This is a genomic window from Streptomyces actinomycinicus, from assembly GCF_016741775.1.
GTDB classification, from domain to species: domain Bacteria; phylum Actinomycetota; class Actinomycetes; order Streptomycetales; family Streptomycetaceae; genus Streptomyces; species Streptomyces actinomycinicus.
In genome coordinates this window covers 54,641-77,512 of record NZ_JAERRK010000031.1, presented here as the reverse complement: position 1 = coordinate 77,512, position 22,872 = coordinate 54,641, and the positions used below count along the sequence as shown (strand labels likewise).

General features: G+C 74.5%; 20 protein-coding genes and 1 riboswitch. Of the genes, 11 read left to right on the top strand and 9 right to left on the bottom strand.

The window, feature by feature from the left end; genetic code table 11:
* Nucleotides 1-19 precede the first annotated feature (19 nt).
* The 6 genes from JK359_RS36420 to JK359_RS36395 form a co-directional block, all read right to left on the bottom strand.
* Nucleotides 20-706: a GntR family transcriptional regulator gene (locus JK359_RS36420; protein WP_372445527.1), complete on the bottom strand. Its 687-nt coding sequence runs from the start codon at nt 704-706 to the stop codon at nt 20-22.
* Between the two features lie 21 nt (nt 707-727).
* Entirely contained in the window at nt 728-1,729 is a 1,002-nt protein-coding gene (locus JK359_RS36415) for a proline racemase family protein (protein ID WP_201843910.1), read from the bottom strand.
* Nucleotides 1,730-1,742: 13 nt separating this feature from the next.
* Nucleotides 1,743-2,639, bottom strand: coding sequence for a dihydrodipicolinate synthase family protein (locus tag JK359_RS36410; protein ID WP_201843909.1), 897 nt, complete (start codon nt 2,637-2,639; stop codon nt 1,743-1,745).
* A gap of 89 nt (nt 2,640-2,728) precedes the next feature.
* A complete protein-coding gene (locus JK359_RS40290; protein ID WP_307788434.1) occupies nt 2,729-4,207 on the bottom strand; it encodes an FAD-dependent oxidoreductase in 1,479 nt (492 codons plus the stop codon).
* Nucleotides 4,200-4,532 (bottom strand): (2Fe-2S)-binding protein, encoded by a 333-nt coding sequence (locus tag JK359_RS36400; protein ID WP_201843907.1) that lies wholly within the window; start codon nt 4,530-4,532, stop codon nt 4,200-4,202. The genes JK359_RS40290 and JK359_RS36400 overlap by 8 nt, the downstream gene beginning before the upstream one ends.
* Nucleotides 4,529-5,737, bottom strand: coding sequence for an NAD(P)/FAD-dependent oxidoreductase (locus JK359_RS36395; RefSeq protein WP_201843906.1), 1,209 nt, complete (start codon nt 5,735-5,737; stop codon nt 4,529-4,531). The genes JK359_RS36400 and JK359_RS36395 overlap by 4 nt, the downstream gene beginning before the upstream one ends.
* Nucleotides 5,738-5,909: 172 nt before the next feature.
* Here JK359_RS36395 and JK359_RS36390 point away from each other — a divergent pair, with 172 nt between their 5' ends.
* From JK359_RS36390 to JK359_RS36360, 7 genes are all read left to right on the top strand, one after another.
* Nucleotides 5,910-6,050, top strand: coding sequence for a putative leader peptide (locus JK359_RS36390; protein WP_201843919.1), 141 nt, complete (start codon nt 5,910-5,912; stop codon nt 6,048-6,050).
* A gap of 84 nt (nt 6,051-6,134) precedes the next feature.
* On the top strand, nt 6,135-7,022 hold the full coding sequence (locus JK359_RS36385) for a glutathione S-transferase C-terminal domain-containing protein (RefSeq protein ID WP_201843905.1): 888 nt from the start codon (nt 6,135-6,137) through the stop codon (nt 7,020-7,022).
* Nucleotides 7,023-7,100: 78 nt separating this feature from the next.
* Nucleotides 7,101-7,211: riboswitch (SAM riboswitch) on the top strand.
* Nucleotides 7,212-7,582: 371 nt separating this feature from the next.
* The gene (locus tag JK359_RS36380) at nt 7,583-8,563 is read left to right on the top strand and encodes an amino acid ABC transporter permease (protein WP_201843904.1); all 981 of its coding nucleotides are present in this window, start codon (nt 7,583-7,585) and stop codon (nt 8,561-8,563) included.
* Entirely contained in the window at nt 8,560-9,369 is an 810-nt protein-coding gene (locus JK359_RS36375; protein WP_201843903.1) for an amino acid ABC transporter ATP-binding protein, read from the top strand. The genes JK359_RS36380 and JK359_RS36375 overlap by 4 nt, the downstream gene beginning before the upstream one ends.
* A gap of 54 nt (nt 9,370-9,423) precedes the next feature.
* Nucleotides 9,424-10,443, top strand: a complete 1,020-nt coding sequence (locus JK359_RS36370; protein ID WP_201843902.1) for a transporter substrate-binding domain-containing protein — start codon at nt 9,424-9,426, stop codon at nt 10,441-10,443.
* Nucleotides 10,444-10,558: 115 nt separating this feature from the next.
* Nucleotides 10,559-11,767, top strand: coding sequence for an LLM class flavin-dependent oxidoreductase (locus JK359_RS36365; RefSeq protein ID WP_201843901.1), 1,209 nt, complete (start codon nt 10,559-10,561; stop codon nt 11,765-11,767).
* Nucleotides 11,768-11,787: 20 nt separating this feature from the next.
* Entirely contained in the window at nt 11,788-13,182 is a 1,395-nt protein-coding gene (locus JK359_RS36360) for an NtaA/DmoA family FMN-dependent monooxygenase (RefSeq protein WP_201843900.1), read from the top strand.
* Between the two features lie 224 nt (nt 13,183-13,406).
* On the opposite strand, the gene absR1 is transcribed toward JK359_RS36360, so the two are convergent.
* Nucleotides 13,407-14,492 (bottom strand): beta-glucuronidase AbsR1, encoded by a 1,086-nt coding sequence (gene absR1, locus JK359_RS36355; RefSeq protein ID WP_201843899.1) that lies wholly within the window; start codon nt 14,490-14,492, stop codon nt 13,407-13,409.
* A gap of 94 nt (nt 14,493-14,586) precedes the next feature.
* On the opposite strand from absR1, the gene JK359_RS36350 reads away from it, so the two are divergent.
* Entirely contained in the window at nt 14,587-16,311 is a 1,725-nt protein-coding gene (locus JK359_RS36350; RefSeq protein ID WP_201843898.1) for a LuxR family transcriptional regulator AbsR2, read from the top strand.
* 305 nt (nt 16,312-16,616) lie between these two features.
* On the opposite strand, the gene JK359_RS36345 is transcribed toward JK359_RS36350, so the two are convergent.
* Nucleotides 16,617-19,229, bottom strand: coding sequence for a CHAT domain-containing protein (locus JK359_RS36345; protein ID WP_236679000.1), 2,613 nt, complete (start codon nt 19,227-19,229; stop codon nt 16,617-16,619).
* 76 nt (nt 19,230-19,305) lie between these two features.
* Between JK359_RS36345 and JK359_RS36340 the strand changes: the two genes are divergently transcribed.
* Genes JK359_RS36340 through JK359_RS36330 form a run of 3 tightly spaced genes read left to right on the top strand, consistent with a single transcriptional unit; the run spans nt 19,306 to nt 21,844 of the window.
* Nucleotides 19,306-20,730 carry a S8/S53 family peptidase gene (locus JK359_RS36340; protein WP_201843896.1) on the top strand — a complete coding sequence of 475 codons (1,425 nt, stop codon included), beginning with the start codon at nt 19,306-19,308 and terminating at the stop codon, nt 20,728-20,730.
* Nucleotides 20,727-21,365: an RNA polymerase sigma factor gene (locus JK359_RS36335; protein ID WP_201843895.1), complete on the top strand. Its 639-nt coding sequence runs from the start codon at nt 20,727-20,729 to the stop codon at nt 21,363-21,365. The genes JK359_RS36340 and JK359_RS36335 overlap by 4 nt, the downstream gene beginning before the upstream one ends.
* Nucleotides 21,362-21,844 (top strand): hypothetical protein, encoded by a 483-nt coding sequence (locus JK359_RS36330; protein ID WP_372445526.1) that lies wholly within the window; start codon nt 21,362-21,364, stop codon nt 21,842-21,844. Before JK359_RS36335 ends, JK359_RS36330 begins: the two co-directional genes overlap by 4 nt.
* A gap of 196 nt (nt 21,845-22,040) precedes the next feature.
* Here the strand turns inward: JK359_RS36330 and JK359_RS36325 are convergent, their stop codons facing one another.
* On the bottom strand, nt 22,041-22,832 hold the full coding sequence (locus JK359_RS36325) for an N-formylglutamate amidohydrolase (protein WP_201843894.1): 792 nt from the start codon (nt 22,830-22,832) through the stop codon (nt 22,041-22,043).
* Nucleotides 22,833-22,872 lie beyond the last annotated feature (40 nt).

Genomic DNA, 22,872 nt, shown 5'->3' with positions numbered 1-22,872 from the left:
GCAGCGGATCCGGAGCCGCTCAGTCCGCGGAGGCCCACAGACCGCGGACGTGTCCCAGGTGCCGCGTCATGACCGCCCGTACGGCCTTCTCGTCCCGCTCCAGCAGGGCGTCCAGCAGCTCCAGGTGCTCCTCGGCGGAGGCGAGCAGCCGGCCGGCCTGCACCAGCGCGGTCAGGCCGTACAGGCGGGAGCGGCCGCGCAGGTCGGCGACCACCTCGACCAGGTGGGCGTTGCCGGCCAGCGCGAGCAGACCGAGGTGGAAACGGGTGTCGGCCTCGACGTAGGCGATCAGGTCGCCCGCCACCGCGGCGGTGACGATCTCCCGGGCCGCCGGGCGCAGCGCCTCCAGCGAGACGCGGTCGGCCGTGCGGGCCAGCTCCACCACGGTGGGGATCTCGATGAGCGAGCGGATGTGCGTGTACTCGTCCAGCTGGGCGTCGGAGACGGCGGTGACCCGGAAGCCCTTGTTGGGTACCGTGTCGACCAGCCCTTCCTTGGCCAGGTCCAGCATCGCCTCCCGCACCGGCGTCGCCGAGACGCCGAACCGGGCGGCGAGCGAGGGCGCCGAGTACACCTCGCCGGGGCGCAGCTCGCCCGCGATCAGCGCGGCGCGCAGCGCGTCGGCGACCCGCTCGCGGTAGCTGCTCCGCCGGCCGCCCAGCCGGGGGAGTGCGGGCAGGTCGGCGCCCTGCCGGTCCGGTGCCATGTCACGCATCACCCGGCGAGTCTAGAGGACGAATCCTTCCGGGAACGGGTCGGTGGGGTCCAGCAGGTACTGAGCGGTGCCGGTGACCCAGGCGCGGCCGGTGAAACTGGGCAGCACGGCCGGCATCCCGGCGACCTCCGTCGTCCCCAGCAGCCGCCCGGTGAACCGGGTCCCGATGAACGACTCGTTCACGAACTCGGTGTGCAGCGGGAGTTCACCGCGCGCGTGCAACTGCGCCATGCGTGCGCTCGTCCCCGTGCCGCACGGGGAGCGGTCGAACCAGCCCGGATGGATGGCCATGGCATGGCGGGAGTGCCGGGCCGTGGCGCCGGGCGCGTACAGGTGCACGTGGTGGCAGCCGCGGATCGACGGATCCTCCGGATGCACGGGCTCCGCCTGCTCGTTGATCGCCCGCATCAGCGTCAGGCCCGCCGCCAGGATGTCGTCCTTGCGGGCACGGTCGAAGGGCAGCCCGAAGGCGTCCAGCGGGAGGACGGCGTAGAAGTTGCCGCCGTAGGCGAGGTCGTAGGTGACCGTGCGGCCGTCGGGAAGGGTGATCTCGCGGTCCAGGCCGGCGGCGAACGAGGGCACGTTGCTCAGCGTCACGTTCCGCGCGGCGCCGTTCTCCACCGCCACCTCGGCGACCACCACTCCTGCCGGGGTGTCCAGCCGGATCGTGGTCACCGGCTCCACGACCTCCACCATGCCGGTCTCGACCAGCACGGTCGCCACCCCGATCGTGCCGTGCCCGCACATCGGCAGGTAGCCGGAGACCTCGATGAAGATGACGCCCCAGTCGCAGTCGGGGCGGGCCGGCGGCTGCAGGATCGCGCCGCTCATCGCGGAGTGGCCGCGCGGCTCGTTCATCAGCAACTGCTTGATGTGGTCGCGGTGCTCGCGGAAGTACAGGCGCCGTTCGTTCATCGTGGCACCGGGGACGGTGCCGATCCCGCCGGTGATCACGCGGGTCGGCATGCCCTCGGTGTGCGAGCCGACGGCGTGCAGGACGAGTGTGCTGCGCATCGGTCCCGCCCCCTTATCCGAGGCCCGCGGCGACGGCCTTCTCGGTGGCCGCACGGACCACGGCCGCCTGCTCGGGCAGCAGGGGGACACGTGGCGGGCGCACCGGGCCGCCGTACTGTCCGACGACGTCCATGGACAGCTTGATCGCCTGCACGAACTCGACCTTCGAATCCCAGCGCAGCAGCGGGTGCAGCTGCCGGTAGAGGGGGAGGGCGCTGGTGAGGTCACCGGCCACCGCGGCACGGTACAGCTCCGCCGAGGCCCGGGGGAGCGCATTGGGGTACCCGGCCACCCAGCCCTTGGCGCCGGCCGCCGCCAGCTCCAGCAGCACGTCGTCGGCGCCGGCCAACAGGTCCAGCTCCGGGGCGAGTTCGGCGATGCGGTAGGCGCGGCGTACGTCGCCGGAGAACTCCTTGACGGCGTGGATCAGTCCCTCGCCGTGCAGCCGGGCGAGAAGTTCGGGCACCAGGTCGACCTTGGTGTCGATCGGGTTGTTGTACGCCACCACCGGCAGGCCCGCCTCGGCGACCTCGGTGTAGTGGGCGAGCACGGACCGGTCGTCGGCGCGGTAGGCGTTGGGAGGCAGCAGCATCACCGACGCGCAGCCGGCCTCGCCCGCCTGCTCGGCCCAGCGGCGGGCCTCGGCGGAGCCGTACGCGGCGACGCCCGGCATCACCCGTTCCCCGCCGACCGCGCTCACGGCGGTCTCCACCACCCGGGCGCGCTCCTCGGGCGTGAGTACCTGGTACTCCCCGAGCGAGCCGTTCGGTACGACACCGTCGCAGCCGTTCGCGACGAGCCAGGCGCAGTGTGCGGCGTAGCGGTCGTGGTCGACGGAGAGGTCGTCGCGGAGCGGGAGGGCGGTGGCGACGAGGATGCCGCGCCAGGGACGGACCTGCGGGTGTGCCATGGGTGATCCCCCATCCAATGAGGTGTGACATATTACAGGGCGGACTCGACTCGGGCCGTCGATCGGGCCGGCAGCCGGGTCGGGGCCGATCAGTCCGGGCCGTTTCGGTCCGGGCCGGTTCCGTCGGCGTCGGGCAGGGCGGCCAGGACTCCCAGGGGGACCGGCCGCGCGAACGGCCGGCGGCCCGGGGTGAGCGGACAGCCGGTCAGACCCGCGACCGCGGGCGCGCACATCCGGCCCTGGCACCAGCCCATCCCGGCCCGGGTCAGCAGCTTCACGGTGCGCAGATCGCCCGCGCCGAGCGGGCCGGCGGCCACGCGGACCTCCCCGGCGGTGACCTCCTCGCAGCGGCACACCACCGTGTCGTCCGTGACCCCCGCGGCCCAGCCCGCTGGCGGCGCGTACACCGCGTCGAGGGCCGCGGCGAACTTCCTCAGCCGGTCCCGGGTCCGGGCGGCGGCGGCCCACCGGCCCGGGTCGGGGACGGTGCCGTGCAGACGGGCGGCGACCGAGCGGCCGGCGATGTGTCCCTCGGCGAGCGCGAGGGCCGCGCCGCCGACACCGGTGGCCTCCCCGGCGGCCCAGACACCGGGCACGTCGGTGCGCTGTTCGCCGTCGACCCGTACGGCAGGGCCGGACAGGGTGCAGCCGAGGGTTTCGGCGAGGTCGGTGTGCGGCAGCATGCCGTGACCGACGGCGAGGGTGTCGCAGGGCACGCGCCGGGTGCCGCCGGGCCGGATCTGACCGGTCCGGTCGAGCGCGGCCACCGTGACCGCCTCCAGCCGGTCCGTGCCGTGCGCCGCCACGACGGTGTGCCGGACCAGGGCGGGTACACCGTGCCGGAGCAACCGGGCCGCGTACCCGGCGCCTTCGGCGAGTTTGCCTGGCTGGGCGGCCAGCGCGGGCGCCCGGCGCAGCAGCGCGGCGGGGCCGGCGGACTCGACCAGCGCCGCCACCCGGGCGCCGGCCGCGGCGAGCCCGGTGGCCACCGGCAGCAGGAGCGGGCCCGTTCCGGCGACCACGGCCGTGCGGCCGGGCAGCACCAGGCCGCCCTTGAGCATGGCCTGCGCGCCGCCCGCCGTGACGACCCCGGGCAGGGTCCAGCCGGGGAAGGGCAGTACCCGCTCATAACCACCCGTGGCCAGCAGGACGGCGTCGGCGTCGACCGTACCGCCCTCCTCCTGCGCGGGCCCGAGCAGCGCGTGCACGCGGAAGCGCCCGGAAGCGCAGTCCCGTTCCACGCACCACACATGATGATCCGTCCGGTGGGTGATCCGGCCGGACGTGCGGTGTCGGTCGAGGCCGTCCCGCAGTCGTACCCAGGTGCGCCACTGATGGTGCAGGGCCTGCGGGCGGCGGGCGCCGAGGGCCGGCGCGGGCTGCCGGTAGAACTGCCCGCCGGCCTGGCCGGCCGCGTCGACGAGGGTCACGCGGATGCCTCGTGCGGCCGCCGCCAGGGCCCCGGCGAGGCCCGCCGGACCCGCGCCGACGACGGCGAGGTGCGGTCGCCCGGTCCCGGTCCGGTTCTGCTTCTCGCCGGCGGAGGCGAGGTGCGGTGGCTCAGTCACGGGCCGGCCCCGCTTCCCCCGGTCGCGCATCGTCCTGTCCCGTGCCCTCCTGTGTGCGGATCTCATCGCCCGGGTGCACGGGGACGAGGCAGGCGCGCTGGTTCGGGCGGCCGTCCACGGTGACCAGGCAGTCGAAGCACACCCCGATCCCACAGAAGACGCCGCGGGGCCGGCCCGCGCCGCGGGTGCTGCGCCAGGCCGTCACACCCGCGGCCCACAGGGCCGCGGCGACCGTCTGCCCGGGCAGGGCCGCCACGGGCCGGCCGTCGAAGGTGACGGTGAAGGGCTCTCCGGGCCTGGCCCGGGTCAACTCCAGTGGATTCACGAGGTGCCGCCTCCGTCGGTGTCGAACCGTTCCGGTGGGCCGGCGTCGGACCGTTCCGGTCGGTCGGTGTCGAACCGTTCCGGTCGGAACGGCGCGAGGTCCAGCTCCGGCGTCCCGCCGGTGAGCGCCTGCGCGATCAACTGCCCGGTGGCCGGGGCGAGTCCGATGCCCGCGCCCTCGTGCCCGCAGGCGTGGAACAGCCCGGGCACTCGGGGGTCGGCGCCGATCGCGGGCAGATGGTCGGGCAGGTACGGCCGGAATCCCGCGTAGGCGCGCAGCGCGCGGACCCGCTCCAGGAACGGGAACAGTCCGATCGCCCCGGCCGCCAGCGCGCGTACCGCGGGGAGCGACAACGAGCGGTCGAAGCCCACCCGTTCGCGGGTCGCGCCGATCAGCACCGGACCGGCCGCCGTGCCCTCCACGACCGGTGAGGTGCGCAGGGCGGCGGAGTCGCTCGCCACGTCGGCCACGTAGTCGGCGGCGTACACCTTGTGCCGGACCATATGCGGCAGCGGCTCCGTGACCAGCACGAAACCGCGCCGGGGGAGCACCGGCAGCCGTACGCCCGCGAGCGCGGCGAGGTCGCCGCCCCAGGTGCCGGCCGCGTTCACCACCGCCGGCGCGTGGATGTCGCCCCGGTCGGTGCGCACGCCGAGCACGGCGCCGTCGGGCGTGCGCAGCACCCCGGTCACGGTGCGGCCCAGGTGCGGCCGGGCGCGGGAGACACGGATCAGGTGGGCGGCGGCCAGCGCCGGCATCACCTGGGCGTCCTGGGGGTAGTGCACCCCGCCCGCCATGCCGGGTGCCATGTGCGGTTCCAGGTCGTGGAGTCGGTCCGCCTCGACCGGTACTGCCGCGACCCCGGCGGACCGCTGGCCCGCGGCGAAGTCCGCCAGCGCGGCCAGGGTGCCGGGCGTGGCGGCGACCACGAGACCGCCCTTGGGCTCGTACTCGACCGGGGCCCCGAGTTCCGCCGCGAGCCCGTCCCACAACCGGGCCGACAGCAGGGCGAGTTCGAGTTCCGGGCCGGGTTCCTTGTCGGAGACGAGCAGGTTGCCCTCGCCCGCACCGGTGGTGCCGCCGGCCACCGGACCCCGGTCGACCAGCCGTACGTCGACGCCGGCGCGTGCGGCGTACAGCGCACAGGCCGCGCCCACCATTCCCGCCCCCACGACCACGACGTCGCAGACCAGTCGCTTCGTCACGCGCAGTACTATGTCACATGTTTCTGACACTGAGGAGACCCCGGAGTCCCTTCGGGGAGGTCCTCGGTCTGCCCGGCCGGGCAGACCCCGATTCCCGGGCGTGGACGCCCCCTTGACGTCGCAGGAGTCCGGCTCGACACTCGCGGTAGGAATCCTAGTGAATGGGTAGGGAATGACGGTGCGGCTGAAGACGGTCGGTGGCCGGGCGGGCCGGGCGCCGTCGTGTGCACCGCCGTGGTGCGCCCCCCTGCTGACCTCCCGCCGTCACATCGACCTGCTGCGCGTCTGCAGCGCCATCGGCCCGCGCCGCTGAGCGCGGCCCCTCGCACCCGCGCCCACCGACCGGCCACGCCGATGCCGGCCGGCCCGTCCGCACGCCCACCACCAGGGGAGACGCATGTCCATCGCTCCGCTCGCCGCCGTACCGTCCGCCCACCGCGCCGCGCCCGTGTTCCGGGGCCGGATCGGCCCGGACGCGCGCAGCGGCCACTACGCCGTGCCGCACCGCTACCGGCTCCATCTCTCGACGGCCTGTCCCGACGGGCTGCGCCTCGCCGTCGGACACAGCGTGCTCGGCCTGGAGACCTGCTGTCCGGTCACCCTGCTGCCGGCCGTCCCGGACCGTCCCGACGGCGGCCACACGGCACTGCGCCCCCTGTACCGGGCGAGCGCCCACCACTACACCGGCCCGGCGCTCGGGCCCGTCCTCGGCGACGACTGGTCCGGACGGATCGTCAGCACCCATGCTCCCGACATCCTGCGTGACCTGGACCGGTTCCGGCAGGACGGCCGTGCCTGCCTGTACCCCGCCGGCCTGGAGTCCGTCGTAGAAGCCGTCGAACGGATGTGTGCCGAAGGCATCGGGGAGGCCGCACAGCGCGCGGGACGGGCCGGGTCCGGCCCGGATGAGCAGGCCGCGGCCCTGGAGACGCTGCTGGACACCCTGGGCCGGCTGGAACGGGGCCTCGGATCGGGGGAGTACCTGGTCGGCGACCGGCTCACCGCCGCCGACATCGGACTGTGGGTGTCCCTGGTGCAGCTGGACACCGTGCACCGATGCCACCTCGACGCCAGCGCCGTGCACCGCATCGCCGGCCACCGCGCCCTGTGGGCGTTTGCCCGCCGGCTGGCCGCACGCCCGGAGTTCGGCCACCACCTCGACCTCGACGGCATCGCCCGCCGCCACCACGGACGCTGCCAGGGCCTGGAGGCCGCCGGAGCCGCCGTCCAGATCCTGGACTGGGCAGGGCACGCGGCGGACGGATCCGACGCTTCTCGCAGGTGAGAGGGGTAGCCCGGCCGTCCGCCAAACGGACGGCCGTTGACATTCGAATGAGCAACTGCCTTACTTGTGGCCCAGAACGGTCAAGAGCGTCAGCGCCAAGCCCTGGCTCGCTGACCGGCAACCCTCGCACCGCGGTGGGGTGCCCCAGGTGACGACCGGACCGGACGACGTATTCGGTAAGCGCGAGGCCTCACGGGGCCGGAACAGTGACAGGTGACGCCATGCACGCAGCTCCCAGGACGGCCGCGAGCCGCCCCCAGGGTCGCGTGCCGTCGTCCACCGGCCTCCTCGTCGCCGACCGCGCCGTCGATCTGCTCCGCGTGAACAGCGCGCTGTGTACCGCACCGGGCTCTGCCCGCCGCCGGGGCTGACCCCTCCTCCCAGCCCCCGCGTTCCGCCAGCCTCGCATTCCTGCCGCACACCGTCTCCGCCGTGTGCCGCTGCCCGCCCGAGCCCCTGGTTTCCGCGCGTGCCCGTGCGTCGCCCCGTGCCGTAGTGCCGACGCGTCCGCACCCGTCCGTCCGCGGTCCCGGGGTGACCCCATTCCGCCGGAGCCCGCCATGAGCGAATCCTCAGGCGCCGCCGTCTCCCTCGCCGGGGCGCCGCCTGCCGACACACCGTCAAAGTCTCCTTCCGCACAACGAGTTCGGCCGCTGCGCCGCCCCGGCCGGTGGATCGCCGGAGCCCTGGTGCTCGTCCTGGCCGCACAGGTCCTGCACGGGCTGGCCACCAACCCCTTCTACCAGTGGGACCGCTTCCGGTACTGGTTCCTGCGTCCCACCCTCCTCGACGGGCTCCTCGTCACCCTCGAAGTGACCGCCCTCAGCGCGGTGCTGGGCCTCCTCGGCGGCGTCCTGCTGGCCCTCGCCCGGCAGTCCGGCAGCCCCGTGCTGCGCGCCGTGAGCTGGACCTACACCTGGCTGTTCCGCTCGGTGCCGCTCATCGTCGTCCTGATCTTCCTCTACAACTTCAGCGCCCTGTACAAGACGGTGAGCCTGGGCATCCCCTTCGGCCCCGCCTTCGTCACCTTCGACGAGTCGGAACTGGCCTCGGACATGGCGGTCGCCGTCCTCGGGCTCAGCCTCAACGAGGCGGCCTACGCCTCCGAGGTGGTCCGCGGCGGCATCCTCTCCGTCGACCAGGGCCAGCACGAGGCCGCGGCTGCCCTCGGACTGCCCAGGCGCTACCAGTTCACCCGGATCGTCCTCCCGCAGGCTCTGCGGTCCATCACCCCGAACTACGTCAACCAGCTCATCGGCCTGGTCAAGAGCACGTCCCTGGTGTTCTACGTGTCGCTGCTCGACCTGTTCGGCACCGTCCAGACCATGGGCAGCACCTACCCCGGCGACATCGTGCCGCTGCTGCTCGTCGCCACCGTCTGGTACCTGATCCTCACCAGCGCCGTGTCCGTCGTCCAGTTCTACGTCGAGCGGTACTTCGCGCGGGGCGCCACCCGCAGCCTGCCGCCGACCCCGCTGCAGCGGGCGCGGGCCGCCCTCACCGGCCTGCGGGCCCGGCTGCGCAGGGAGGCCGCCGTATGACCAGCACCCACACCCACACCCACACCCACGCCCCGGAGCCGGCCCCGGCCGCCCTGGAGGTGCACGACGTCCACAAGTGGTACGGCACCCACCGGGTCCTCGACGGCATCGACCTGACCGTGCGCCCCGGCGAGGTCACCGTCGTCATCGGCCCCTCCGGCTCCGGCAAGTCCACCCTGCTCCGGGTCGTCAACCATCTGGAGAAACCCGAGATCGGCCACGTCAGCGTCGGCGGTGAACTGATCGGCGTGCGACGCGGCAGCGGCGGCCGGCTCAAGGAGCTGAGCGAGCGCGCCATCCTCGCCCAGCGCAGCCGGATCGGCTTCGTCTTCCAGAACTTCAACCTCTTCCCGCACCTGACCGTCCTGGACAACGTCGCCGCCGCACCCGTCGCCACCGGCCGGCTCCCCAGGACCGAGGCCCGCGCACTCGCCCGGGAACTGCTCACCCGGGTCGGTCTCGAGGACCGCACCGACGCCTATCCGCGACAGTTGTCCGGCGGCCAGCAGCAGCGGGTCGCCATCGCCCGCGCGCTCGCCCTGCGCCCCGGCATCATCCTCTTCGACGAACCGACCTCCGCCCTCGACCCGGAACTGGTCGGCGAGGTGCTCTCCGTCATCAAGGACCTCGCGAGCAGCGGCACCACCCTGCTGATCGTCACCCACGAGATCGGCTTCGCCCGCGAGGTCGCCGACCGGATCGTCTTCATCGACGGCGGACGGATCGTCGAACAGGGCCCGCCCGCCGAGGTGCTGGACCACCCCCGGCACGAGCGCACCCGTGACTTCCTCGGCAAGGTCCTCTGACGCCCGCCCCCCCGCTCCCCGCTTACCGAACCTCCCCGAACGACAAGGACAGCCATGCCCACCCAGTTCTCCCGACGCGGCCTGCTCCGCGGCCTCACCGCGCTGACCGTCGCCGCCTCACTCGCCGCCGGGCTCACCGCCTGCGGCGGCGACAGCGACGCCGCCGTCACCACCGACTCCGCCGGCACGGTGACCGTGGGCCGGGTGTCCAACGGCGCGGCGCGGGAGACCACGCTGAAGGTCTCCGAGGTGAAGTCCATCAGCGCCGAACTGCCCGCCTCGGTCCGCAGGCGCGGCACCCTGAAGATCGTGGTGGGTGCCCTGCCCGACGGCTTCCCGCCGCTCGCCTACGTCGGCGGTGACCAGAAGACCCTCACCGGCGCCGAACCCGACTTCGGCCGCCTGGTCGCCGCGGTCCTCGGCCTCGAACCCGAACTGTCCAACGCGACCTGGGAGAACATGTTCGTCGGGATCGACAGCGGCAGGGCCGACGTCGGCTTCGCCAACATCACCGACACCGAGGAACGCAAGAAGAAGTACGACTTCGCCTCCTACCGCAAGGACGAGGTCGGCTTCGAGGTGCTGAAGAAGAGCACCTGGAACTTCGACGGCGACTACCGCGACCTCGCCGGCCTGACCGTCGCCGTCGACAACGGCACCAACCAGGAGAAGATCCTGCTGGAGTGGCAGGCGAAACTGAGGAAGCAGGGCAAGACCCTCACCGTCAAGCACTACCCGAGCAAGAACGCCACCCACCTGGCGCTGACCGGCGGCAAGATCGACGCCTACCTCGCCGCCAACCCCGGGGTCGCCTACCACATCGCCCAGAGCGCCGGCTCCCCGAACGCCACCCGCAGCGCGGGCACCTACTCCGGCGCCGGCGCGAGCCTCCAGGGCCTCATCGCGGCCACCACCAAGAAGGACAGCGGGCTGGCCGAGCCCATCGCGGACGCCGTCAACCACCTCATCGAGAACGGGCAGTACGCCAAGTGGCTGGCCGCCTACCACCTCTCCGCCGAAGCCGTGGCCAAGTCCCAGGTCAACCCGCCCGGTCTGCCGCTGACCAACTCCTGAGGCGTCCGGCCCCCGGGGCGACACACCCGAGCGCCCCGGGCCGCCGACGCCCGCCCACACCGGGACCGCCGCGCGAGCCGGTGTCTCCCGCACGGACATCAAGGAAGGCACCGACGTGTCCTCGACTCCTCCCGCGCACCTGCACCTCGCCGTCGCCCTGGACGGCACCGGCTGGCACCCCGCGTCCTGGCGCGAGCCGGCCGCCCGCCCCCGGGACCTGTTCACCGCCGGCTACTGGACCGATCTGATCACCGAGGCCGAACGCGGCCTGCTCGACTTCGTCACCATCGAGGACGGGCTCGGCCCGCAGTCCGACCACCCGTGGGCGGCCGACGAGCGCACCGACCGGGTCCGCGGCCGGCTCGACGCGGTCCTCATCGCCTCCCGGGTCGCGCCGCTCACCCGGCACATAGGCCTGGTCCCGACCGTGGTTGCCACGCACACAGAGCCGTTCCACATCTCCAAGGCGATCGCCACCCTCGACCACATCAGCGGGGGACGCGCGGGGCTGCGCGTGCGGATCACCGCCCGCCAGGACGAGGCCGCGCACTTCGGCCGCCGTACCATCCGCAGGATCGACAGCCTCGGCACCCCGTACGCCCAAGAGGTGATCACCGAGTTGTTCGACGAGGCCGCCGACCACGTGGAAGTGGTGCGCCGGCTCTGGGACAGCTGGGAGGACGACGCCGAGATCCGGGACGCGGCGACCGGCCGCTTCATCGACCGGGACAAGCTGCACCACATCGGCTTCGAGGGCCGCTTCTTCAGCGTCAAGGGTCCCTCGATCACGCCCCGGCCGCCGCAGGGCCAGCCGCCGGTCACCGCACTCGCCCACGGGACCGTCCCCTACCGGCTCCTGGCCCGCCAGGCCGACATCGGCTACGTCACCCCGCACGACACGGCACAGGCCCGCGCGATCGTCGCCGAGATCCGCGCCGAGCAGCAGGCGGCGGGCCGGGCCGGGCAGACCCTGCACGTCTTCGGGGACCTCCTGGTCCTCCTCGACGACAGCCGGGCGGAGGCGGAGGCCCGCCGCGACCGCCTCGACGCGCTCGCGGGCGAGCCGTACACCGGCGACGCCCCGGTCTTCACCGGCACCGCCCGGCAACTCGCCGACGTGCTCGAGGAGTCGGCCGAGCAGGGGCTGAGCGGGTTCCGGCTCCGGCCCGCCGTCGCCGGCCACGACCTGCCCCGGATCACCCGGGACCTGGTCCCCGAACTCCAGCGCCGCCGCCGCTTCCGGGACGCCTACGGATCCGGCACCCTGCGCGGCCTCCTCGGCCTCGCCCGCCCCGCCAACCGCTACTCCGCAGCCGTCGCCTGAGCCGGGAGGACCGCACGACCATGAGCAAGCCGCTGAAGCAGATCCACCTGGCCGCCCACTTCCCCGGCGTCAACAACACCACCGTGTGGAGCGACCCGGCCGCCGGCAGCCACATCGAGTTCAGCTCCTTCGTGCACTTCGCCCGGACCGCCGAACGGGCCAAGTTCGACTTCCTGTTCCTCGCCGAGGGACTCAGGCTGCGCGAACAGGGCGGCACCGTCTACGACCTGGACGTGGTCGGCCGCCCGGACACCTTCACCGTGCTGGCCGCGCTCGCCGCCGTCACCGACCGGCTCGGACTGACCGGCACCATCAACTCCACCTTCAACGAGCCCTACGAGGTCGCCCGGCAGTTCGCGAGCCTCGACCACCTCTCCGGCGGCCGGTCCGCGTGGAACGTCGTCACCTCCTGGGACGCCTTCACCGGCGAGAACTTCCGCCGAGGCGGCTTCCTGCCCCAGGAGGAGCGCTACAGCCGCGCCCGGGAGTTCCTCGCCACCGCCCACGAACTCTTCGACTCCTGGCGCGGTGACGAGATACTCGCGGACCGCGCCACCGGCACCTTCCTGCGGGACGCCCGGGCCGGCGCCTTCGTGCACCGCGGGCAGCACTTCGACATCCACGGCCGGTTCGACGTCCCGCGCTCCCCGCAGGGCCGCCCGGTCATCTTCCAGGCGGGCGACTCCGAGGAGGGCCGTGACTTCGCGGCGTCCGACGCGGACGCGATCTTCAGCCGCCACTCCACGCTGAAGGAGGGCCAGGCCTTCTACACCGACGTCAAGTCCCGCCTCGCCACGTACGGCCGCCGCCCCGACCAGCTCCTCATCCTGCCCGCCGCCACCTTCGTCCTCGGCGACACCGACCAGGAGGCCGCCGAACTCGCCCGCGAGGTGCGCAGGCAGCAGGTCAGTGGCGCGACCGCCATCAAACACCTGGAGTTCGTCTGGAACCGGGACCTGTCGGCCTACGACCCGGAGGGCCCGCTGCCCGACGTCGACCCGGTGGTGAGCGAGGAGCACATCTCCCGGGGCCGCGCCCAGGTGCGGATGTACCGCGACCCGGTCGCCGTCGCCCGCGAGTGGCGGCAGCTCGCCGAGGCCAACAAGTGGTCCATCCGGGACCTGGTCATCAACACCGGCAACCGGCAGACCTTCGTCGGCTCCCCGGCCACCGTGGCCCGTGACATCAACGACTTCGTGCAGGCGGACGCCGCCGACGGCTTCATCCTGGTCCCGCACATCACGCCCGGCGGACTCGACCCGTTCGCCGACCAGGTGGTCCCGCTCCTGCAGGAGCGGGGCGTGTTCCGCACCGACTACGAGGGCACGACCCTCCGTGACCACCTGGGCCTCGCCCACCCCGGCCACCGGCCCGACCGCAGGACCGCCGGCTCCGCGGAGCGCGCCGCGTCGTGAGTCCGGTGCTGTCGGACGGTGCCGCGCAGGGCCTCGGGGCACTCGATCGCGGGCGGACAGCGGTGTGGATCACCGGACGACGGGCCGGGAACGGCGTGGACCACCCGGTGACGGGCAGGGAACGGCGTGGGCGCGGACGTCACCTCCCCCGTAGGTGACGTCCGCGCCCGTTCCCCCGGTGCCGGACTGTGGCTCCGTGCCGTCGGTGCGCCGTCCATGTGCCGTCACCAGCACATGACCGCCGTCTCTCCAGACCCCCACGTGGAGTACAGGCGGACCCGGACGGCATAGCGGCGGCCCTTGACGAGCCGGACCCGGACGGCGGCGTTGTCCGGCGTGCCGCCGTCGTCGTGTCCCGCGAGGAAGCGCGGTTCCCCGTCGCGCTCCTCGAAGAGGACCAGCACGGTGTCGGCGTCACCGAAGGTGCCCACGGTGTAGTCGCGGGTCTCCGGCGGCTCGACGGTGAAGTCGGCCTGCTCGCCCGGTCCGAGCCCGAGCGGCGCGGACCGGAACGGCACCAGCGCGGCCGGCCCGCCGGCCCCGGCGGGCGGGTACCAGCGGAGCACGAACTCCTTGTCGGCCGGGGAAGGGGTGCCGGGCGGACGCAGTCCCCCGCGGTACTGCTCCGGCTCCAGCACCAGCCCCGGCCCGAACGGCAGCGTCATCACCGACTGCGGATCCCACACCGAGCCGCCCGCCTCACAGGCGTCCAACTGGCGCAGCACGTTCGCGTACGTCGTCTCCCTGTTCCAGTGGTTCGGCGGGCCCGCCAGCTCGGCGTACACGGCCTCGTCGTCCCAGTGGAGCCCGGCGTGCGGACTCTGGTGCTCGTGCACCATGCCGAGCGCATGCCCGATCTGGTGCAGGACGGTCCCGCGCTCCCCGGGCGCGGTCACGTCCCAGCCGAGGTTCATGGTGCGCTCGCCCCGGCCGACCGACAGTGCGTCCCGGCCGATCGCCGACCAGGACCCGGCACCGGTCTGGAACCCGATCCGCAGCTCCGCCTCGTGCCGGTCGCCGACCTCGGTGAACGTCACACCGATGCCGAGGTCCTGCCACTCGCGCAAGCACGCCCGGACCACGTCCCGCTGCTCCTCGCCGCCGGCCCACGGCACCCGGCGCAGTTCGCCGGTCCCCGGGACCGGGATCGCCGAGGCGTCGCAGGGGGCGTCGAGGAAGCAGTAGTGCAGGACGGTGCCGTCGACCCACATCCGCCGCCCGGCGAGCAGCGCACCGAGCCGCTCGGCCGTCAGCCCCGGTGCGAAGCAGGGGGCCGGCTGCCGCGGAAGCGAGCAGAGGCGTCGGGTCATGCGCCAAGACTGCCCGCCCGGCGCCGCCGGCACCTGAGTCGGAGGCTACTCAAGTCGCCCTGTATCAAACCTGAGTAGCCGCGCTCTGGATGATGTGAGCACTTACGGACAGGACGCGAAAGCCCTGGAAATGCCCTGGCCGTTCACCGGCCGGGCGGGCGAACTGGAACTGGTGCGCGGTGCCCAGGCCGCCGGCCGGCCCGGCATCGTGGTGACCGGCCCGGCGGGCCGCGGCAAGACCCGGCTGATCACGGAGGCGGTCCGGGGCACGGACCACGTCCGGGTGACGGGCACCCCAGAGGCCCGGGACCTCCCCCTCGCGGCGTTCGCGCACCTGCTGCCCGACACCGTCTCGCTGCACCGCGCGGTCCGGATGCTGTCCGGCGTACGGCTCCTCGTCGTGGACGACGCGCAGCTGCTGGACGAGACGTCCGCCGCCCTGGTGCACCAGCTGGCCGTCCACGGGCACACACGCCTGATGGTGGCCGCGGCGGACGGTGTACCCGCGCCGGGCGCGGTGTCCCGGCTGTGGACGGGCGAGCTGCTGCCCCGTCTCGCGCTCGACCCGCTGACCCGCGAGGACACCGCCCGGATGCTCGCCGGAGCCGGTCTCGAACCGCTCACCGTGCGCCGGCTGCACCAGGCCTGCCGGGGCGATCTGCGGCTGCTGCGCGACCTGGTGACGGCGCTCGCCGGGTCCGGCCGGCTGACGGCCGTCCCGGGCACCGGCGAACTGGCCTGGCGGGGTCCGCTGCCGCTCACCCCGGCCGTCCGCGAGCGCCTCGCCCCGGTGCTGGAGCGGTCCGGCCCCGGCGAACGCGCCGTCCTGGAACGCCTCGCGTTCGCCGAGCCGCTGCCGGTGCCCCTGGACGAGCTGCACCTGGACGTCCTCGAGGGCCTGGAGGCGGACGGCCTGGTCCACGTCGACGAGCAGGGCACCGTCACCCTCGCCCACCCGCTGCACGGCCCCGCGCTGCGCGCCACGGCCGGCAGGCTGCGGGCCCGGCGCCTCGGCCGCGCCGCCGACGCCCACGGCCCCGCCCTCGCGGCCGAACAGCACGGCCTGCTGCGGCGGATGGAGCAGTTCGACGTCCGGCCGGTGCCGACGCCGGTGGGGGAGTGGCTGGTGGCACAGGGCGGCCCGCTGCCGGCCGGGTACGCCGAGGTCCGCGCCCGGTTCGCCCGGCTGCGGGGCGAACTGCGGGAGGCGGCGGCGTGGGCCCGGGAGGGGCTGCGGGCGACTCCGGCGGATCCCGGGTGCCGCCGAGAACTCCGGCTGGCGGACGGCGGGTCGGGCGAGGCGGCCGAACCGGACGGTGTCCACGGGGTCTACGGCGCCGTACGCGCGGGTGCGCCCGAGCGGGCGGTCGGCCGGTTGCCGGCCGGCAGCGTGCTCGCCCGGCACGCCGACGCGCTCGCCCGGGGCGACGCCGCCGCGCTGGACCGGGCCGCGGAAGCCCTGGCCGAACGGGGCTTCCTGCTGTACGCGGCGGAGGCCCACGCACAGGCCGTACGCGTCCACCGGGACCCACGGGCCGCGCGGCTGTCCCGTACCCGGGCGGTCGCGCTGGCCCGGCGTTGCCAGGGCGCCCGCACACCCGCCCTCACCGGGCTCTTCCTCGGCGAACTCACCGCGCGGCAACGGCAGATCGTCGCTCTCGCGGCGCAGGGACTGAGCAATCGCGAGATCGCGGAGAAGCTGACCCTGTCGGTGCGGACCGTGGGAAACCACCTGTACAGCGCGTACACGCGGCTCGGTAACGGGGACCGGGGGGCGCTGCCCTGGCTGGTCGACGTGCCCGAGACGGAACCGGCGTAGCGGCCGCGGCGGCTGTGGGACACCGAGCCCGTCGGGGCTGTGGCGGGTGTGGGATGCCGGGGTCCGTCGGGGCGGTGGCGGCTGTGGGACACCGGGGTCCGTCGGGGCGGTGGCGGCTGTGGGACACCGGGGCCCGTCGGTGCTGCGGCGGCTGTGGGGCGTCCGGGGCCGGTCGGCCGGTTCCGTGTGTCCCTCGCCCCGTTTTCACAGCCCGCCGGGTCGCCCCGTTTTCGCAGCCCGCCGGGTCGCCCCGTTTTCGTAGCCCGCCGGGTCGCCCGGTTGTCGCAGCCCGCCGGGGAACCGTCTCACGCGGCTCCGAACGCCGCGAACGCCCAGCCCGTCGCCTGGTGCACCGCGTCCCCGGGCAGGGCCGCGCGGGCGTCGCGCAGGGCCTCGGCCAGGGAGAGGCCCGCATCCAGGCCCTTGTGCAGGGCGAGCATCAGCGTGACCACCGCCGCGTCGTTGACCGGCGCGCTGCTCGCCACCACACCGGCGGTGCCCAGCGGCAGCAACGCCGTGACCACGCCGAGGAGTTCGTCCGCGCCGACCGAGGCCAGCCGGGCGGTGTCGCAGCTGGACAGGATGATCCGGTACGGGCTGCGGGCCAGGCGCTCGAAGTCGTGGACGATCAGCGGACCGTCGGCCATCCGCAGCGCCGAGAACAGGGGACTGTCGGCGCGGAACGTGCCGTGCGCCGCGAGGTGCGCGAGACCCGCGCCGTCCAGCTCCGCCAGGACACGGGGCACCTGGGCCTCGTCGCCCTCAAGGACCGTCGCCGTGCCGTACCGGTCCGCCAGTTCGGGCACCTCCGCGCCGCCCGTCGCCAGGCCGGGACCACGCACCAGCACCGGCCGCCCCTCCGGCGGCGGCGCCGTCTCCCGGGCGCGCAGCCAGCTGCCCGCCGACGGCGACACGCTGAGCACCCGCTCCCGCAACGCCGGCAGCAGCGCCCACGGCACCCGCTGCAGTGCCCCCGGCGGCACGATCACCACCGGCCCCGGGCCGAGCTGCGCCGCGGCCCCGGCCAGAAGCAGTTCCTGCAGCCGCCGCCCGGCCGCCTCCACGAGCGGCAGCCGTGCCTCGGCCCCCGGGTGCGCTAGCCGGCGCAGCCCCGCCTGCACATGCTCGGCCTCCGCCACCGCCTCCGCCAACGAGCCGCCCGCGAACCGCCGTACCTTCCCCTGCCCGCACAGCAGGACGTGCACCCGGCCGTCGACCACGGCCAGTTCGACCAGCCGCGCGTCACCGAGCCGGTCCAGCAGCCGGGCCGCGTCGAACCGGTCACCGGCGTCGGCGGCGGCACCGCCCATGTGGCGGGTGCGGGAGCGGATCTCGCGTTCCAGACGCCGCTGTTCACGCTCCAGCGCCGGCACCGGACGGCCTTCCATCCGGGCGGCCTCCGCACGGGCGGCGATCTCCCGGTACGCCGTCAGTCCGCTCAGCAGCGCCGGATCGTCCGGCGGCCGGGTCGGCGGCGCGGACAGCACGGTCGCCCGCCACCGCTCGCTCCACGCCAGCAGCCGCCGCGGGCCGCCCTGGGCGAGCGTCACTTCCTGTGCCAGCGCGGCCAGTTCGGCGCCCTGCGCGGTCGCGTGGGCGCGTAGCTCCGAGGCGCCCAGTGTCATCCGGTGGTCGTCCAGCACGTCCAGGCCGCGCCGGCAGGCCTCCAGCACACCCCTCTGCGAGCCGGCCGCCCGCGCCCGCAGCGCCTGTGCCGCCCAGCCCGTCATCCGGGCGGGCGGCGGCCCGCCGTGCCGGCTGCGCGCGGCCACCGCCAGGTGCCGTTCCGCGTCCGCCGTCCAGCCCAGCGCCAGCGCGATCCGGCCCGCGAGCAGCGAGGCCTCGGGGGCCGCGGGAGAGCCGAAGGAGGCCAGCTTCTCGGCGACCGCCGCCGCGTCCGCGACCATCCGGCCCGACCGGCGCCCGGCCGCCACCCGCGCCTCGATCAGCACCAGCCGGGCGTGCGTCTCCCACCACGTGCGGCGTTGCGCCGCGAACAGCCGTACGGCGAGGGCCGCACGCGCTATCGCGGTGTGCGCGTCCCCGGCCGAGCGGGCGGCCCGTGCGGCGGCGTGCAGCAGCTCGGCCTTGCGGGTGGACTGCCCGCCGATCCGGTCCAGCAGCGCGATCGCCGCGTCCGCCTCGGCCAGCGCCTCCGGGGCGAGCCCCGCCGCCATCAGCACCTCGCAGCGCCGGGTCGACAGGTTGTAGGTCGGGGTGCCCAGCTTGGCGTAGCGCTCCTCGGCCTCGTCCAGCAGCCGCAGTGCCGCAGGGATGTCCCCGGACCGGAACGCGGCCAGCCCGCGGCTCTCCACCGCGTCCGCCTTGTCGTGTTCCTGGCCGGTGGTGTCCCACAGCCGCTCCGCCGCCGTGAAGTCCGCGACCGCCCGGTCCACCGCACCGAGCGCCAGGTGCACCGTCGCCCGCAGGGTCAGCGCCCGCGCGGTCCAGATGTCGTCGGCGACCTGCCGCAGCACCGGCAGCGCCCGCCGTACGTCCTCCAGCGCCTCCCGGTGATGCCCCAGCACCCACCACACGTACGCCCTCCGGTACAGCACCCGGGCCCGGGTGTGCCCGGAGCCCCGGGCGACCCCCCGGTCGAAGGAGGCGAGACCCTGCCGCGTGCGCCCCGCGTGCACCAGTGCGACCCCCAGCGTGGCGAGGACATCGGCCTCCCGGTCGGCCGACTCGGCGCGCGCGGCCAGGTCCCGGGCCCGCCGCAGATGCCGGAGCGCGATCCGCAGATCGCCGAAGTCCCGCTGCCAGATGCCGAGGACCTGATGGGCCACGCTGGCGTACAAGGGCGCCGGACCCGCGCGCAGGACGTGTTCGGCACGGGCCCGGGCCTCGCCCGGGTCGGCGAACACCATGGGCAGCAGTTCGAGGACCGACTCGCTTCCCGCTGTCACGTCTCGCATGGTAGTGGCCTGCTGTATCAGACGGTGGCCCCCCGACTCTCACTGTCGGACACCGTCTCGAGGGGGAGGACACCACATGGCACCACAGCGATTCCACGAGCAGTTCCACCACATCCAGCGCTCCCTGCCCGACGTTCCCCTGACCATGGGGCCGGACGACTCCGCGGGGCTGCTCTACGAGAAGGGCGTCGTCCTCGTCCGGGACGGGGAGGAGGCCCGCTTCGTCGAGGACGCCGTGCGCACGCACTTCACCGCGACCGCGGGTCTCGTCCCCGACCACGTGCGCCGCATGGGCCCGCAGGCCGGCCGTACCGGTGTCACCCGCATCCGGGTCGGCGACCCGGCCGAGGGCGAGGACACCGTGCCGCACGCCCTGCGCGCGGTGCGCGAGGCCGAGGGGCGCCGGGGCCGGCGGCTGGCCGGCCGCAACCATGTGGTGCACATCGCCGTCAACGCCTGCCCAGGCGACGAGCCGGTGCCCGTCGCGCGTACCGGGCCCGCCAACCCGGCGGCAGCCGAGGGCAGTTACGACCCGGCCACCGCGGTCGGCGTCCTCGTGGTGGACACCGGTCTGGTGCACGACCACCTCTCCTACCCGCTGCTCGCGCACACCAGCGGCGACGCCCAGCTGACCGAGACCGACGGCGACGGCGTGCTCCACCAGTACGTCGGACACGGCACGTTCATCGCCGGCATCCTCGCCGCCGTGGCGCCCAACACCGACATCACCGTCCGCGGCACGCTCGAGGACGCCGGCGCCGTCCTCGAGTCCGACTTCGCAGGCAAGCTCTTCGAAGCGGTCGACCGGGACGGCTGGCCCGACATCATCAGCCTCTCCGCGGGCGCCGCCAGCGAGGACACCGACGGGCTGATCGGCCTGGACGCCTTCATGCGGGAACTGAGCGCCCAGCGCACGCTGCTGGTGGCCGCCGCCGGCAACAACGGCAGCGACATCCCGTTCTGGCCCGCCGCCTACGCCGCCCTGCCCGAGTACGCCGACACCGTCCTGTCGGTGGGCGCCCTGCGCACGGACGGCGAGTCCGAGGCCTGCTTCAGCAACCACGGCCCCTGGGTGCGCGTCCACGCCCCCGGTGAGCGCCTCACCAGCGCCCTCACCGGCTTCACCGGCCCCGTGCCGTACGTCTACCAGCACTCAAGCTACGACAGCTGCCGGTTCGGCGCCGACTACGCCTGCACCTGCCAGTACCCGCGGCACACCGGCGTGCTGAGCGAGGGCCGCGAGAGCACCGGCGCCAAGCCGGACCAGGTGATGTTCGACGGCCTCGCCCAGTGGAGCGGCACGTCCTTCGCCACCCCGGTCGCCGCCGGACTCGTCGCCGCCCGGATGACGGCGTACGGGGAGCGCGACCCGCGCACCGCCGGCGCCCGGCTGCTCGCGGCCACCACGGACCGGGCCCAGGTGCGCGGGGCGCACGTCCCGGCGCTCTTTCCACCGACCTGGCGCCCCGTCCCGGTCGTGGTCCCGGCTCTGCCCGCATGAGGGCCGGAACCCTCCGCTCCACGGCGTACGATGACGTGCCGTACACGAGGGGTGGAACCGTGGACCGAACAGAGGTCGGCGCGTTGGTCCAGTCCGCCGTCGACGGGGACGCGGCGGCCTGGAAGGCGCTGGTGGAAGGGATGAGTCCGCTGGTGTGGTCGGTGGTGCGCGCCCACCGGCTGTCGGACGCCGACGGGCACGAGGTCTTCCAGACCGTGTGGTTCCGCTTCGCCCAGCACCTGGGCCGGATCCGGGAACCCGACAAGGCCGGTGCCTGGCTGGCCAGTACGGCCCGCCACGAGTGCCTGAAGGTGCTCAGAGGACTGGCGCGGCTGACCCTGACCGACGATCCGCAGGTGCTCGACCGGGCCAGCCAGGAGCGGACGCCGGAAGAGACGCTGATCGAGTCGGAGGAGGCGGCGGACCGGGCCGAGCGGGTCCGCCGGCTCTGGCAGGAGCTGGACGGACTGGGCGAGCGCTGCCGGCAGCTGCTGCGCGTGCTCATGGCGTCGCCGCCGCCCAGTTACGGGGAGATCTCGGCCGCGCTCGGCATCGCGGTCGGCAGTATCGGTCCGCTGCGCCAGCGCTGTCTGCGCCGGCTGCGGGCCCGGATGGATGCGCGGGGTGCGCTGTGAACGACGAGAACCCGGTGCCCGGCCGGCCCGGTACGGACCCGGACGCGTTCGCGGACGCGCTGCTGGAGGAGGAGCTGCGCCAGGCCGCCGCCGTCCTCGACCCCGTACCGGCCGAACTGCTGCAATCGGCTCTGGAGGCCTTCGCGTTGCATGATCTGGACGCCCGGCTCGCCGAGCTGACCTTCGACTCGCTCGTGGACGCCCTGCCGGTCAGGGGCGTCGTGGACGTGTCGCGCATGCTGACGTTCCGCGCGGGCGAGACGACCGTCGACGTGGAGGTCACCCCGGACGGGCTGATCGGCCAGGTGCTGCCGCCGCAGCCGGCGCGGATCGAGGTGCTCGGCGGCCCGCAGAGCGTCCGCCCGGTCACCGCCGACACCCTCGGCCGGTTCACCAGCGAGACCCCGCCGGCCGGCCCGTTCGCCCTGCGGCTCAGCACCGGCGCGGAGGTGATCGTCACGGAGTGGCTGCGGGCCTGAGACCCGTCCCCCGCCGGCCACTTCCGGGTACAGCGAGGGGACCGGCCCGCGCCACGAGGCAGGCGCGGGCCGCGTACCCGCGCCTGGACCCTGCGGACGATGCGTGCCGTCCGGCCCGGGGCCGGCGCCCGCCCGGACGGCCGCACGCACACGTGACCGCCGCGCGCCCGGGGCTCCCGGGCCGGCCGGCCCGGCCCTACACCGCGTCGACGAGCGCGGCCAGCGCGCCGGCCAGCCGGTCCAGTCCCGCTCCGGCGGGTCCGCCCGGCTCGGACATGTAGGTGTCCCGGCGGATCTCCACCATCAGCGCCCGGACCCTGGCGTCCGTGCCGTAGAACTCCAGCGGCACGTAGGTGCCCGCGAAGGGGCTGTCCAGCCCCGTCTCCCCGCACCCCGCGAACGCCTTGCGGGCGGCCTCGGTCAGCTCCGGCGGGGTGTGGAAGGCGTCCGTGCCCAGACACACCGGCGGACGCGGCCCGGACCCGTGCAGCTCGTAGGGGAGCGGCTCGGAGGGGTACGAATGCACGTCGATGATCACGGCGCGCCCGGTCGCGGCCAGCCGTCCGGCCACCGCCTCCCTCATGGCGGCGGCGTACGGACGGAACCAGCGGGCCAGCAGCGGTTCGGGGTCGGTGCCCGCGCGCCGCAGCGCGTCGCGGTGCGTGGTCCGCGTGTACACGGCCCCCATGCCGACGGCCGCCATCTCCTCCCGCTCGTCCGGGAACCGCTCGGGGTCCACGACCAGCCGCGACAGCCGGTTCACGAACCGCCACGGGGCGAGCGCCGCCCGCTCGGTGGCCCGCAGGGCCATCTCGGCGGTGTGTGCGTCCGTGATGTGGTCCAGCTCCCGCTCCAGCGCCGCGTCGTCCAGCACGATGCCGTCCCGGACGTCCGCGGGTACGGCCCGCGACGAGTGCGGCACGTGCAGCAGTACGGGCGACTCGGCGGCACCGGGGAGGAGTTCGAAGGAGACGGCGGGCTCGGTCACGGGCTGCTCCACAGGTGTCGTCGGTGGCGGCGTACGCGAT